General features: G+C 34.4%; 11 protein-coding genes. All 11 read right to left on the bottom strand.

The features are described from left to right. Positions 1-6: 6 nt before the first annotated feature. The 11 genes from K6119_RS05735 to fahA all read right to left on the bottom strand — a co-directional run bounded on the left by K6119_RS05735 (position 7) and on the right by fahA (position 14,705). Positions 7-1,251 (bottom strand): GAF domain-containing SpoIIE family protein phosphatase, encoded by a 1,245-nt coding sequence (locus tag K6119_RS05735; protein ID WP_221836433.1) that lies wholly within the window; start codon positions 1,249-1,251, stop codon positions 7-9. Then, complete coding sequence (locus tag K6119_RS05730; protein WP_221836430.1) at positions 1,248-2,174, bottom strand: UDP-3-O-(3-hydroxymyristoyl)glucosamine N-acyltransferase; 927 nt, start codon at positions 2,172-2,174, stop codon at positions 1,248-1,250. Before K6119_RS05730 ends, K6119_RS05735 begins: the two co-directional genes overlap by 4 nt. Before the next feature lie 99 nt (positions 2,175-2,273). After that, on the bottom strand, positions 2,274-2,822 hold the full coding sequence (locus tag K6119_RS05725; protein WP_221836427.1) for a hypothetical protein: 549 nt from the start codon (positions 2,820-2,822) through the stop codon (positions 2,274-2,276). Then, on the bottom strand, positions 2,822-6,022 hold the full coding sequence (locus K6119_RS05720) for a SpoIIE family protein phosphatase (protein WP_221836425.1): 3,201 nt from the start codon (positions 6,020-6,022) through the stop codon (positions 2,822-2,824). Before K6119_RS05720 ends, K6119_RS05725 begins: the two co-directional genes overlap by 1 nt. A 16-nt stretch (positions 6,023-6,038) precedes the next feature. Next, the gene (locus K6119_RS05715; protein ID WP_221836413.1) at positions 6,039-7,532 is read right to left on the bottom strand and encodes an OstA-like protein; all 1,494 of its coding nucleotides are present in this window, start codon (positions 7,530-7,532) and stop codon (positions 6,039-6,041) included. A 39-nt stretch (positions 7,533-7,571) separates the two neighbouring features. After that, entirely contained in the window at positions 7,572-8,840 is a 1,269-nt protein-coding gene (locus K6119_RS05710; RefSeq protein WP_221836410.1) for an adenylosuccinate synthase, read from the bottom strand. Beyond that, positions 8,830-9,189, bottom strand: a complete 360-nt coding sequence (locus K6119_RS05705) for an STAS domain-containing protein (protein ID WP_221836409.1) — start codon at positions 9,187-9,189, stop codon at positions 8,830-8,832. The genes K6119_RS05710 and K6119_RS05705 overlap by 11 nt, the downstream gene beginning before the upstream one ends. Continuing rightward, complete coding sequence (locus K6119_RS05700) at positions 9,186-9,641, bottom strand: Fur family transcriptional regulator (RefSeq protein ID WP_221836406.1); 456 nt, start codon at positions 9,639-9,641, stop codon at positions 9,186-9,188. Before K6119_RS05700 ends, K6119_RS05705 begins: the two co-directional genes overlap by 4 nt. An 86-nt stretch (positions 9,642-9,727) precedes the next feature. Further along, positions 9,728-11,938, bottom strand: a complete 2,211-nt coding sequence (locus tag K6119_RS05695; RefSeq protein WP_237828108.1) for a RelA/SpoT family protein — start codon at positions 11,936-11,938, stop codon at positions 9,728-9,730. Then, a complete protein-coding gene (locus K6119_RS05690; protein ID WP_221836398.1) occupies positions 11,939-13,426 on the bottom strand; it encodes a toxin-antitoxin system YwqK family antitoxin in 1,488 nt (495 codons plus the stop codon). It abuts the gene before it with no gap. A 4-nt stretch (positions 13,427-13,430) separates the two neighbouring features. Further along, positions 13,431-14,705, bottom strand: coding sequence for a fumarylacetoacetase (gene fahA, locus K6119_RS05685; RefSeq protein ID WP_221836395.1), 1,275 nt, complete (start codon positions 14,703-14,705; stop codon positions 13,431-13,433). Between the last annotated feature and the right edge of the window lie 41 nt (positions 14,706-14,746).

Raw genomic sequence — 14,746 nt, 5'->3', positions numbered from 1 at the left:
GTTTTATTAAAAGATTCTGCAGCTTAAAATCGCCGTATCATCCACATATTTTCTTTTTCCTCTCCAATCGTCTAATTTAGAAAAAATGATTTCATTCAAATCTTCCATAGACAAAGGATAGAAATTTTGGACAATTTTAGTCAATCTATCTGTTTGAAATTGCTCATTTTCATTGTTTTCTAACTCTACAATTCCGTCAGTATATAAAATCAAGGTTGTATTTTGCTCAATTTCAACAGTTTCACTTTCTAAAAATGGAATTTCTTTAAGCATTCCAAGTCCTATACATCCCTTATTTAAAAAACGAGCGGTTTTACCTTTTATCAAAATTGGCCAGTTGTGCCCGGCATTAACGTATTTTAATTTGCGATTTTTAGAATTGTATTCGGCAATAAAAAAGGTGACAAACTTTTCTCCTTTTGCACTGTCAAAGAACTTGGTGTTTAATTCATGCACCAAATCTTCAAGAGAAAAACGTTTATAGGTATATAATGTTCTTACAGTAGCCTGGAAATTTGCCATCAACATGGCTGCGGCAATCCCTTTACCTGAAACATCTGCAATGCAAATGATGAACTCATCCTTATTGATCTGAATATAATCGTAGTAATCTCCGGAAACTTGTGAATGTGAAAGATATTTAGCAGAGATGTCTATTTTGTCATTACTCGGAAGATGATCAGGAAACAACAAACGTTGCATTTCTGAAGCAATTTCAAGCTCTTTTTTAACAGCTTCTTGAAGTATACTTTGTTTTGCCAACCTTTTGTTCTCAATGGCTACAACAATAATATTTGTCAAAGTTTGGATAAAGTTAAGATTGGCAAAAGATCTTCTGTCATTACTCATCAATTGATCTTTGACTCCTCCCATAACCAAAAAGGCAAGAGGTTTATCTTTATGATGGACAGGAATTACAACATCAAACTTGTCTAATGATTGCTTGTAAGATGATTCAATTACAGTTATATCTGTAAATCTTAAAAAGTCCTGTTCAACGTCAATGTCTTTGACTTTACCTTTGATGCCCATTTTATCAAGCACCTTCCATTCACCCTGGTGATTAAACAAAATGAATTTGCGAATGCCTAACTGCTCTGTTAATACGTAATTATAGATGTTTAATATATCAGATACAGGAGCATTGGAGTTTATCGCTTTGGTAATCTCCAACAAAGAATTCAGCTTAAAATCTTTTGATCTTATTCTGTTTTCTAATTCTTCTAATTCCTTCTCTGATATATAACTCATATATTTTCTATAATCGAAGGTAATCTGCGCAATGCAGCTAATTCTTTAAGGGCGGTTCTTGCATCAGATGCAGGCGATCCAAAATAGGTTTTGCCACCTACTAAACTTCTTCCTACACCAGATTGAGCTTGAATTACGGCTCCACTTCCAATCACTACATCAGATGCTATTCCAACTTGTCCCCATAATATCACATGATCTTCTAAAACTACACATCCTGCTACTCCAACGTTAGCAGCAAGTAAACAATGATCACCAATCACGGTATCATGACCAATGTGAACTTGATTATCTATTTTGGTTCCAACACCAATAACCGTATCTCCTGTAACACCTCTATCAATTGTAGATAATGCACCAATTTCAACTTTGTCTTTTAAAACTACTCTTCCGCAACTATGCATTCTGTCATATCCATCAGCCTTTTTCTTATAATAAAAAGCATCATGGCCAATAACTGAATTAGCACCAATTACAACGTCATCTCCAATTTCTGTCCCATCTCCAATCACTACTCCTGCATGCAATACACAACGGTTTCCAATTTTAACATTATGACCAATAACTACGTTTGGATGTAAAATTGAATCTTCTCCTATTTCAAAATTGTCACCATGCTGGTTTTCCCAGCTTTTAAAAGGGGAATAGTGTTTTGTGATTTTATTAAAGTCGTCAAAAGGATGAGCCGAAACTATAATTGCTTTGCCTTTAGGCACATCAACTTGCTGGTCTATTAAAATGATATCTGCGGCTGACTTGAGCGCTTTATTGTAGTATTTTGGATGATCCACAAATACAATATCACCGCTTTCAACTTTGTGAATTTCGTTAATTCCAGTGATTTTAAGATTAGCATCACCATGAAACGGACAACCTAAAAAGTTGGCCATCTCCTTTACTGTAAGCGGCTTTTTAAACTTCATTTTAAAACAGAATATTCCAATGTGAAGTTACGTCAATAGGATAGGGGCTACACTTTGATGTAGTTGAAATTATTAATAACAGATTGTTAGTACAGCTTACTATTGATGCGCTTTTTCCTTTTTTGGATTCGAGATGATCATCCCAATTAAAAAAGAAAATACAGATGTGATGACGGTAATATCTAGAACTATACCTAAGTCTGGGATAGATAGTTTTGCAAGGAAATACACTACAATAAACATGTTAGAAAGTATCAACAATAAGCCTAACACTTTTACTAATGATTTGCTTTCATCCCAATTAATTAGCTGCAATTGAACAAGAGTGATATAGCCAACACCTGCTGCAATCAAAAAATTCCAGCTTGATTTGTAGTCTATTAAATTGAAGCTTACCAAGGTTCCTAAAATCATCACAAAAACGCCAAGACCCCAAACTGACATTCTGGAAATTCTGTTAGGTGTGCAGTGAGATTCAACTAGATAAAGTCCGCTTAAACCAATTAAAACAGAGAAGTTGCACATGGCTAATTGTACCATTGATGCTTTAAATTCAATAGTGCCTTGCAATAATAAAAGCACAACTAAGGTCAACATTGTAAGCGTAGCTACAATTGTTAAAATTCCTATGATCTTTTTAATATTCATCAAATTTTTACTCCAAATAGGCAAACATCATCCAATTGTTCAAAGTCACCTTTCCAGGTTTCAAATGCTTCGTTCAATTTTTTATGTTGCGTTTTCATATCTAAATCGCTGAGTTCAAGCAATAGCTGTTTCAATGCTTTTCCTTTAAATTTCTTTCCTTTATCTCCACCAAATTGATCAGCAAAACCGTCAGAGAAAACATAAACACAATCACCGTCCATTAAATCAATTTCATGATTTGTAAAAGGTACTCTGTCATGGAATTCTCCAATTGGTTGTTTGTTGGCCTTTACTTCAATAATTTCTCCATTTCTGACAATACACAATGGATTATTGGCACCTGCAAATTGTAGCTTCTTTGTTTTGTAGTTGATATTACAAAGCGCAATGTCCATTCCATCTTTGATTTGTGATTCACTTTTGGCAAATGTCTCAACTACCAACTCTGTTAATTTGTCTAAGATTTGAGCAGGTTTTCTTAAATCAAATTCGTGAACTGTTCTATTCAATCCATTAAATCCAACAATACTTACGAAAGCTCCAGGTACACCATGTCCTGTACAATCTACAGCAGAGAAAATAGCTTCGTCTCCAAATCTATCTGCCCAATAAAAGTCACCAGAAACAATGTCTTTTGGTTTGTACAATACAAAATGCTCTCCATCAAAAATTTCATTTAGTGTATCTTCTGTTGGTAGGATTGCAGTTTGAATCCTCTCTGCATATTTGATACTGTCCAAGATGTCATTTGTCTTTTCTTCAATTTCAGCTTTTTGATGTTCCAGCTTGGTGTTTTGTTCAGCAATTTCAGCAGTTCTTTCTTCTACAATTTGCTCCAGACGTTCATTCTGGGCTTTAACTCTTCTAATACTCAATCTGATTACTACGTAAATCAATAGAGCAAAAAGAGCAATGTAAATAAGGAAGGCCCACCATGTTCTGTACCAAGGAGGAGTAATGGTAAAGGTGAAAGTAGTTACTTCACTTTCAAATCCGTAAAAGTTTCTTGCTTTTAAATGAAGTGTATATTTTCCTTCACGTAAACGCTGGTAATCAGCAAAAGGAGTAGTTTTCCATTTACTCCAAATTTCTTCTTCACCTTCCAAATAATAGCTGTATTCATTATTCAATCCCCCTAAATAAGAATTGGAAGCAAATTCAAAACGAATTGAATTATCCTGATAGCCGAGAATGTGTTCTTCTTTTGTGCTGTAATTGGTATGGTACAGGTATTCATTTTCATCATTTAAATAAACCCCACTAATAAATACATTGAATGGATCATCATAATTAGTTGGCGCATTTGAGTTGTATGCATAAACTCCCTTTACACCTCCTAACCAGTAAATACCATCTTCTGCTTTTTTAACAGAAAAGATTACATCATCTTTAATTTGATTGAATTGAGCAGAAAACCATTTTAATTCTCCATCAACTTCAGTTAAATAGCCTAATTCTGCTGATTCATTATCTTTCCCTGAATTGTGAAACATTTCAATCCACAATTTTCCATGTCCGTCGTTTATAATTCTGTGAATAAGCAAGCCTTGTTCGTTAAATCTATTGGATTCAACAGGTGAAGGAATCAATTTTCCATCTTGGATTTCATATAATCCATGAACTGTTCCAACGTATATTGTTCCATTAAAAAGAGAAAGGGTAAATTGCTCATATCCTTGATCGTCATCAGCATAATCAATCAATCCTTGAAGTACGTTTTCTTTTTGTTCTCTTGTAGTATCCAACATATGAATACCATCATATTTTACCGAATAATATACTTCGCCTTCATGCTCAATTACAGATCTTACATCTCCTCCTGTATTACCGTAATTTCCTTCAAATTCAAACTTTCCGCCTTTGTAATACATTGAGCCAACTCCACCTCCATCTAGCCCTATAAAGATTCTATTTCTGTCAGAAGTAGACTGCGACAAATCCCAGGCATAAACAAATCTTGCAATGATAGACTTTTCTAGATTTGAACCTAACTCATAGATTCCGTCATTGGCAATAACAATAGTGTGAGTAGTGCTATCTGAAAAAGTAAATTGCTTAATCTGCCAGGTATCAATGCCAAAGATTTTAGTATTCTCAAATCTCATTTTATTGTTTTCAACAACACTGGTAAATAGATCTGAGTGAGTTGCCAAAAGAATTTTATCGTCTTTAAATAACAAGTCTTCAGTGATTCCGGCTGTGACCCCTTCTTTTTTACCGAAAGATGTGATGGCAGATGACATTTCTACAAAACTGATTCCATTATCAGTACATAACCACAAGTTATTGTATTGATCAAAAAGTGCTTTTCTGACAATTGAATTGTTTAATCCATCTTCCTCTCCAACCGTTCTAATCAATTCACCTCCGGTAGAAAAAATTTGAATTCCTTGACCTTGAACGGCAGAAATAATCAATTTGTCATTACTACTAATGCCTTTGAATTTGCCGCCTTCAGCATTATAATTTAATTTCTTTTCGGTAAGATTGAATTTGTAATTGTTGCCATTTACCATAAATTCATAAAACAATCCTTGTTCATCAATCAGATAGGTTTTTCCTTCAAAAACTGTAAACCCAGAAGGTAAAACACCTGATGAATTGCTTACTTCAATAAACTTATTCCCTCTCAAAACATAACTGATTATCTTTTGATCAAATTCTTGAGTACAGATAACCTGATTATCAACTTTTAAACTTTTTTTAATGTTGGTATTGTTGGGTGAGTTGATGACTTCAATTTTGTTGCTATCCAAAATGAAGACATATTTTCTGGCTACGAAATATGTCTTTTCTTCAATACAATGAACTTTCCAAATGTCTTTAAAATCAATTGTATCTACAGATTCACTAAGCTTTTTAGAGAACGGCTTACCGGTTTTATCGTATTGTATTTTTCCAAACTCATTTTGACCACCGATATAAATGGTTCCGTGTTCATCTTTTGCAAAAGATCTTGGATGTTCAGTATTTTCTAGTTCAAATTTTGTCCATTGTTCCCCATTAAATTCTAGCACACCGGCATTATTGGCTACATAAATAAAATGATCGCTATTTTGAATGATGTCCCAGCTTTGAACCCCACCGTTGAACTCGGTTCTGTCGAAGTTTCTAATATTGAATTGTCCGTATGGATAATTGTTTTGTCCATACGAAAACAAGCTCAAAAAAATTGCTACAAAAGGGAGTAGAAACTTCATGTTGGTAAAGATAGAATTATTCTCCAAAAATTGACTCAGGCTTGAGTTCAATTTTCCATAAAAAACCCTTCAAAAATAGGCTGTTAGATGGAATCTGGTCTGCAGGATAATAAACTGCTGTAGGTTGCTCGATAAAAGAGATTTTATTTATCTCAGATTCTTTGAAGTAAATATAGATTTGGTTACAGTCAATTTTATTCATTCCGGATACTTTATCATGCTCCATATTTAAGCTGTCTTTTTCTTTTTCAGTTAAATAATATAAAGTCTCCGCATTTGATTCAATATGTACTTTTTGGATTTTGCTCGAATCCAACCAGGCAGTCATCATTTTTCCTTTGATTTGATCATAATGGAGCGAATCATGTTCTGTAATTATCATGGCATTGTTGTACATTTTCATCTCCCTAAATTCACTGTCATAATAGGTTGCAAATATGGAGTCTGCTGTCATTTGTGTTTCCTGGCTCCACATTACAGGAAGTTTATGAAATTTAATGATTGAATCTTTTTCAGAGAAATATGCTGAGTCACATCTAACAGTCATATCACCACTAATTATCCCAACATTTGACTGAGCAATGGATAAGTTTTTCTTGTCTACTGAATCCTGATAATGAAAAATTGTATCTGCTAAAAGTTGAAGCGTATCTATTTCACTATAGTCAATTATTTTGGCATTTTGTTGCAAAATCAGTGTGTCATTTTTGGATGATTTCCATAAATAATCAGCCATGAATTGAACAGTTTCTGTAGAGTCATACATATCCACATTGCAGAAACCTTCACCTATTTCAGTCTTTTCATTGTAAAGAAGACTATCAGCATATAATGTTCTGCCTTTTTCAATAAGGTAGGCTCCATTCCATAGTTCAACTTGACCTTCATCTGTAAAATAATTTCCGGCAACACATTTTACTTGAGAGGAGTCCATATAAATGTCAGTTGGTCCATGAAAATGAGCAGAGCTGGTGTTTGTATTGAATTCTAGTGTATCACATTCCATTCGGTAATTTTCTCCATTTACCCTTACCGAATCTTTAAAAAAGAAAGTTTTTTGGTTTGCATGATAATATCCCTTTACTGAAGTAAGTTTTAATTCTTTGTTGATGCTAGTGATTACCGCATTTTTCTCATAATATCCTTGAGACAAATTTCCATCATATTCTAATGAATCAGTAACTAATTTATATTCCTGATCACGCATCCTTACATTCCCTTGTAATTTAGAAATTCTTGTTTTACCAAAGTATTTAAGAGAATCACAGAAAAGGTTAATAGTGTCACCTTGATTAATTTGTACATGGCTATAAGCGTATACTATTTCCTCATCTCTAAAAAACAAAGCAGAATCGCAAAATAGCTTGGAGTTTTTATGTTCAAACTGCACATTACCAATGGCTTTTGTAGTATTTTTTAATCCTTCAGCATCCTTAACTGTTTGAGCATACACCAGCTTAATAACATCTCTTTGCGAGAAGCTGTTATCTGGAAAAAAAATGGCGCTCATTACAAGCGCCGTTATCAATATGCTAAAAAGTTTGTTCAATTAACTTCTAATAATAGTTTGCGCTCTGTCCGGTCCTACCGAAACAATACTGATAGGAACGTGCAATTCAGACTCTAAGTATGCGATATAATCTAAAAATTCTTGAGGAGCATCCTTTAAATCTTGTAATTGCGTAAGGTCTTTGTTCCAACCTTTTACTTCTTTATAAACCGGTGTGATTTCTAAATCTGTAATATCATATGGGAAATAGTCTACTTTTTCACCATTGATTTCGTAATGTGTACAAACCTGAATTGTCTCAAATTTATCCAAAACGTCAGCTTTCATCATGGCTAATTTTGTAGCGCCATTCACCATGCAAGCGTATTTCAATGCAGGCAGGTCAATCCATCCACATCTTCTGTCTCTACCAGTTGTAGCACCATATTCGTGACCGATTTTTCTAATTTCTTCACCTATTTCATTATCTAACTCAGTAGGGAAGGGGCCACTTCCAACTCGTGTACAATAAGCTTTAAAAATCCCAATTACATCTCCAATTCTATTAGGAGCAACTCCTAAACCTGTACAAGTACCTGCGGTAATAGTGTTTGAAGAAGTTACAAACGGATAAGTTCCAAAATCAATATCTAACATAGTTCCTTGAGCACCTTCAGCTAAGACTTTTTTACCGTCTTTAATTGCTTGATTGATGTAGTGTTCACTATCAATCAAAGGGATTTTTTTCAAAAATTCTAATGCTTCAAACCAAACGGATTCAAATTCATTTAAAATGTTTTGATAATCGTAATCACCTAGGATATTTTGGTGTTTTTCAACAAGTGCATTGTATTTTGCCTTGAAATTTGGTGATTCTGTATCACCCATTCTCAAGCCATTTCTACCGGTTTTGTCCATGTAAGTTGGGCCAATTCCTTTCAAGGTTGAACCAATTTTCTTTTTTCCTTTTGATTCTTCTGAATACTTGTCAAGGATTTTATGGGTTGGTAGAATAAGATGAGCTTTTCTTGAAATCATCAAGTTTGAAGCTACATCAACACCTTTGGCTTCAATAGCTTCTATCTCTGCTTTTAGTGTAATTGGATCAATAACTACACCGTTTCCAATAACATTTACTGTGTTTTTTCTGAAGATCCCAGATGGAATAGTGTGTAAAACTTGTTTTTGTCCTTCAAAGATTAATGTGTGTCCGGCATTTGGACCACCTTGAAATCTAGCAATAATGTTGTAGTCCGGAGTAACTACATCTACAATTTTTCCTTTCCCTTCATCTCCCCACTGCAATCCGAGTAATACGTCAACTTTCATTCTCAATCGCGAATTGGTTTATAGCATCATTTAGCGAAGTTGCAATATTAAGAACTGTATTTAGTTTAGTAAGCAGAAGAACCTGACTAATTTTATCTGAGATATTAACAATGTACATATCACCTCCGTGGTTCCTGCACGTAGTAAAGACTTTGATCAATGACTTTAATCCTAAACTGTTGATAACATTTACTTCTTCCAGGTTAAGGATTACGTTTACCTCATTGTTTTCTACCAATTCTTCAACTTGTTTTTCAACATCTTCAAAATCAGCTTCGGTGAGTCCCTTTCCAACTAACTTAAGTTCGTTACAATTGATGTGGTGAATTGTTTTTACGGATATTCTCATTTATCTGAATTGCTAGGTTCTTGTATTTTTTCACCGTAGAAATAAAGAGAATGATTGTGAATTTTAACGTTGAAAAGTTCTTCAACGGTGGCTTTGATTTTTTCAATTCGAGGATCACAAAATTCAATCACATCTCCTGAATTGGTACAAATAACATGATCATGCTGACGAAAACCATAAGCTTTTTCAAACTGAGATATATTGTCAAATTGATGTTTGCGCACAAGATTTGATGCTAACAATAATTCCATGGTATTGTAAAGTGTAGCTCTACTAACACGATAGTTTTTGTTTTTCATACTCACGTAAAGCGACTCAATATCAAAGTGACCTTTGTGAGCATAAATCTCAGCAAGAATTGCAAATCTTTCAGGAGTTTTACGGTGACCGTTTTTCTCTAAGAAGTTGGAGAATATATCTTTTACCGTTTGTTGTAATTCCTCTTTTTCCATATAACTGGATTCAATTGGCTGTTTAATGTTATCAGCACATTAACAAAGATACGAAGAAAAGTGATGAATACAGAGAATTCAAATAATTATCCTCTAGTAACTTGCTTGACCCCTTCTATTTGCTCAAATTTCAAAATTAATTCATCAAGCTGTTGAGTGTCATACATATAGAGCTCGATCTTTCCTTCAAAGAATCCGTCTTCAGATTCAAAAGAAATAGATTTCATATTGACACCATGCACTTCAGAAATGATTTTAGTTATACCATTTACGATACCGACATCATCAATTCCTTCCACTTTTAAAGAAGTTAACCTCTCTTTAAGTCTTGTACTTTGCCAAGTAGCTTTCAAAATTCTGTAGGCATAGTTGGACATTAACTGAGTTGCATTTGGACAATTGGTTCTGTGAATTTTAATACCGTCAGTTGCAGTAACAAATCCAAATACTTCATCTCCCGGAATAGGGCTACAGCAATTGGCTAATTTGTACTCAAATTCCTTAAAATCCTCACCAATAATAATCGTGTCCTTTTTATTATCAATGCTTGGCATTATATCCTGCATCAATACTTTTTGAGCACTTTCAGCTCCTTTTTTAGGCTGAACAAAGTTGTGGTTTTCTATTTCTAATTGTCGGATTTTTGAAAGATCAATCTTTCCTTTTGCAATTTGAAAATAGAATTCAGTTGAACCTGGTAGATCGTAAAATTTTTCCAGGATCTGAATATTTTCACTACTCCAATTAATTTTTAACTGACGTAGTTTTCGTTGTAAAATTTCTTTACCGTCAGACGCAATTGCTTTTAATTCTTCTTTTAGAGCAGATTTTATTTTAGCCTTTGCTCTGGCAGATGCTACAAACTTTAACCAATCTTCTTTAGGTTTTTGCTGATTTGATCGAATTATTTCAACCTGGTCTCCACTTTTTAAGATGTGACTCAGTGGCATTAATTTACCATTCACTTTTGCACCAATGCACGACAATCCAATATCCGTGTGGATATCAAATGCAAAATCAAGCGTGGTACTATCTTTTGGTAAAACTCTTAAGTCTCCTTTTGGTGTGAAAATATAAATCTCATCACTGAACAAATTCAACTTGAATTCATTGATGAAATCTTCTGCATTTGTGTCGGGATTCTCTAACAGATCTCTTACTTCACCTACCCAACGATCAAAAGTATTGTCTTGAGCAGATTGTTCTTTATATTTCCAATGAGCCGCATATCCTTTCTCCGCTATTTCATCCATTCGCTTGGTTCTGATTTGAACCTCTACCCATTTCCCGGTTGGACTCATTACTGTAGTGTGCAATGATTCATATCCATTGGCTTTAGGAGTAGAAATCCAGTCTCGCAATCTATCGGGATTCGGCTGGTAAAAATCAGTTACAATAGAATATATTTTCCAACAAGAAGGTTTTTCATCCTCATAAGGCACATCAACTATGACTCTAATGGCAAATATGTCATAGATTTCATCAAAGGTTACATGTTTGTTTTGAATCTTTTTAAAGATTGAAGGAATACTTTTTGTTCTGGCTTTAATGCTAAAATTGAAATTCTCTTTTTCCAATCTTTCTTTTATCGGATTGGTGAAATGTCTAATAAACCTGTTTCTTACTTCCTTTGTTTTTTCAAGCTTTGTTTCAATTTGCTTGTATATAACAGGTTCTTTGTATTTAAAGATGATGTCTTCAAATTCAGTTTTAATGGCATTAAATCCTAATCTGTGTGCTAATGGAGCATAAAGAAACTCCGTTTCTGAACAGATTTTCAATCGCTTGTCCGGTCGCATAGAGTCAAGGGTACGCATGTTGTGTAACCTATCTGCCATTTTAATAAAAGTCACCCTTAAATCATCAGATATGGTTAGGATTAACTTTCTAAAGTTCTCAGCTTGTAATGAGATGTTATCATCAAATACCTCCGGAATTTTAGTTAATCCATCAATGATGTCTCTAACTTTAACACCAAATTGTTCTTCAATATCTGTTAAAGTAATGTGCGTATCTTCTACAGTATCATGTAATAAGGCTGCGATAATGGCTGTAGTTCCCAAGCCCATTTCCTCAGTACAAATTCGGGCAACCGCAATTGGGTGATAGATATAAGGTTCTCCTGATTTTCTGCGCATATCTTTATGCGCTTCCATGGCAATGTCAAAGGCTTTTCTAATGATTTTAGTATCCTCTTTATCTCTATATTTTTTACTCGCGCGAAGTAATCCGCGATAAGCATTTAAGATCTCTCTCCTCTCTTGCTCTAAGTCAATCTCTTCGTGTACTGTAGCCATTTATTGTCCAGTATAATTTTGTGAAGTGACAAACCTTCCTTTTTCGTCATATTTGTTCCAGGTTCCAATTTTATTTCCCTTCACCCATTGACCTTGCCATTCCATTTTACCATTTTCATGATAATATGTCCAAAGTCCGGTTTGCTGTCCATCAACCCAGGTACCTTTTTCCATGATTACTCCACTTTGTCTGTAATAACTCCATTCTCCATCTTGAACTCCCATTTGCCAATGACCTACTTTTTCAATTCTTCCATTTGGGAAATAGTATGTCCACTTACCATTTTGTTTGCCTTTTACCCATTCTCCTTTATCTACGATCATACCAGAAGAATTGTAGTAAGTCCAAATTCCCGTTTGATCTCCCATATCCCAATTTCCTATTTTTTGGGTTTGGCCATTTTCAAAATAATAGATCCACTCACCATGGTTTTCGTCATTTTTCCAATTACCTTTTTTCTTAAGTGCTCCCGATTCATAGTAATACAGCCATTCTCCGGATTGTACACCTTTTTCAAAATTCCCTTCTTCTTCCATTGTGCCATTGTCATAAAAGTACTGCCACAATCCATTTTGCTTACCATTTGACCAATTTCCTTGTTTTAAAATATTACCGTTTTCATGGTAATAAATCCATTTTCCCGTAGCATGTCCATCTTTCCAGGCTCCTTTGTGTTTTTTACCTCCATTTTCGTAGAAATATACCCATTCACCTTCTTGTTTTGCACCTTTCCAAACACCTCTTTCCATTACATTTCCATTGGCATAGTAATATACCCATTCACCATCTTGAACACCTTGGTTCCAGACACCGGTTTCCTTTAATTTACCGGAAGGATAGTAATACTCCCATTTGCCATCTTGCAAATTGTTTAGCCAGTTTCCTTTTTCTTCAATATTCCCAAATTCGTCAAAATATGACCATTCACCTTCTTGAATTCCTACTTTGAAAGTTCCTTTTTTGAACTGATTACCATTTGCATAAAAATAGTTCCATTCTCCATCTCTCTTTCCGTCTACCCAACTTCCAACTATGCTTTTCTGTCCATTATCATGAAAATATTTCCATTCACCTATTTCTTCTCCATTTTTAAATTCCCCAACTTCTGATAACTGTCCATTGTCATAGTAATAGTACCAGATGCCTTCTTCTAAACCATCTTCATATTGTCCTTCAAAACTTTTGTTACCATTTTCATAATAACCTACCCATTCACCAGACTCTTTTCCACTTTTCCACTCTCCTTCAAATCGCAGGAGTTCACCTTCCCAGTAAATAAACCATTTACCTACTTTATCCCCATTTTTATATTTCCCTTCAGATTGAAGGTCACCATTTTCATAGTAATATGTCCATTTACCATTTGGTTGGTCATTCTTGAATTTCCCCTGTTCTTTTAGATTTCCATTTTCATAGAATGCTTCATGCTTTTGGGCAGAGGCATTTAAACAAACAAGAATTATTAATAGTGTAAAGTAGTGTCTCATTGTCTTAATTTGCTGGAAGGATTTTTGAACTTACTTCTCCAAATCCAATTCTAATTTCATCATTTTGGCAATAACCTTTCATAGTTATAGTGTCTCCATCTTGAATAAACTTACGCTCAGTTCCATCATTTAACTGCAACGGTTTTGTTCCTCTCCATGATAATTCAAGCATTGAACCATAACTTTCTGGAGTAGGACCTGATATTGTACCGGAAGCCATCATATCACCACATTTAATGTTGCATCCATTAATGGTGTGGTGCGCAAGTTGTTGATTCATGTTCCAATACATGTGTTTGTAATTTGATTTACAGATTGTATTTTCTGAACCTCCATCAGGGGTAAGTGAAACTTCAAGCTTAATATCAATGTGTTTATTTCCTTCATACTCTAAATAAGGAAATACTTTTGGTTCTTGCTTAGGTCCTTCAAGTCTGAATTGTTCTAAAGCATCAAGTGTCACAATCCACGGTGATATTGAAGATGCAAAATTCTTAGCTAAGAATGGTCCAAGTGGAACATATTCCCATGTTTGAATATCTCTTGCTGACCAATCATTGAACAAGCACATACCAAAAATATAGTCATCAGCTTCTTTTGTGGTGATTGATTCTCCTAATGGTTTTCCTTCAAAAGTGACAAAAGCCATCTCTAATTCAAAGTCTAATAATTTACAAGGTCCAAAAACCGGTGGTTCATCCTTATTGGGTTTCTGTTGTCCTTTTGGTCTTATTACCGGTTCACCAGAGATAACAATAGATGACGCTCTACCATGATATCCAACCGGAATGTGCAACCAGTTTGGTAATAAAGCATTATCAGGATCTCTGAACATTGTACCAACATTTGTAGCGTGATCTCTTGATGAATAAAAATCGGTGTAGTCACCTACTTTAATAGGCAACATCATGATTACATCTGATTGATTGTACAAAGCATGGTTGGCATGTTCTGAAGATGAACTCAATTCAGTATTAGCCTCATGTAATAAGTCATATATTCTTAATCTCAATTCACTACATGCCTTTTTACCATGACTCATCATGTCATTTAAATAGGCATTTTGAAAATCGCTTTTACCAAAAGGCAAATCATTTAAGTAGCCAAATGAATAAAGCGCATGTAAATCCAACACTTTGTCGCCTATTGCAACACCTACATGTGGTAAATCATTTACACCTTTTTTGAATACTCCAAAAGGTAAATTTTGAATTGGAAAGTCTGAGTCATTTGATACTTGAACCCAAGATTTGTCTGAATTACTAATTTTACGAGACATTGAGATTGTTTTAATTCTTAATTTGTAACAAATTTAAAAGT

Source organism: Paracrocinitomix mangrovi (assembly GCF_019740355.2).
Lineage (GTDB): Bacteria > Bacteroidota > Bacteroidia > Flavobacteriales_D > Crocinitomicaceae > Paracrocinitomix > Paracrocinitomix mangrovi.
The sequence above is the reverse complement of the archived record's forward strand: the minus strand, read 5'-3'. Positions and strand labels throughout refer to the sequence as shown.

Excerpts from the sequence above, each read along its gene's own strand:
- K6119_RS05735 (WP_221836433.1), bottom strand. The coding sequence starts at position 1,251 with ATGAGTTATATATCAGAGAAGGAATTAGAAGAATTAGAAAACAGAATA.
- K6119_RS05730 (WP_221836430.1), bottom strand. The coding sequence starts at position 2,174 with ATGAAGTTTAAAAAGCCGCTTACAGTAAAGGAGATGGCCAACTTTTTA.
- K6119_RS05725 (WP_221836427.1), bottom strand. The coding sequence starts at position 2,822 with ATGAATATTAAAAAGATCATAGGAATTTTAACAATTGTAGCTACGCTT.
- K6119_RS05720 (WP_221836425.1), bottom strand. The coding sequence starts at position 6,022 with ATGAAGTTTCTACTCCCTTTTGTAGCAATTTTTTTGAGCTTGTTTTCG.
- K6119_RS05715 (WP_221836413.1), bottom strand. The coding sequence starts at position 7,532 with ATGAGCGCCATTTTTTTTCCAGATAACAGCTTCTCGCAAAGAGATGTT.
- K6119_RS05710 (WP_221836410.1), bottom strand. The coding sequence starts at position 8,840 with ATGAAAGTTGACGTATTACTCGGATTGCAGTGGGGAGATGAAGGGAAA.
- K6119_RS05705 (WP_221836409.1), bottom strand. The coding sequence starts at position 9,189 with ATGAGAATATCCGTAAAAACAATTCACCACATCAATTGTAACGAACTT.
- K6119_RS05700 (WP_221836406.1), bottom strand. The coding sequence starts at position 9,641 with ATGGAAAAAGAGGAATTACAACAAACGGTAAAAGATATATTCTCCAAC.
- K6119_RS05695 (WP_237828108.1), bottom strand. The coding sequence starts at position 11,938 with ATGGCTACAGTACACGAAGAGATTGACTTAGAGCAAGAGAGGAGAGAG.
- K6119_RS05690 (WP_221836398.1), bottom strand. The coding sequence starts at position 13,426 with ATGAGACACTACTTTACACTATTAATAATTCTTGTTTGTTTAAATGCC.
- fahA (WP_221836395.1), bottom strand. The coding sequence starts at position 14,705 with ATGTCTCGTAAAATTAGTAATTCAGACAAATCTTGGGTTCAAGTATCA.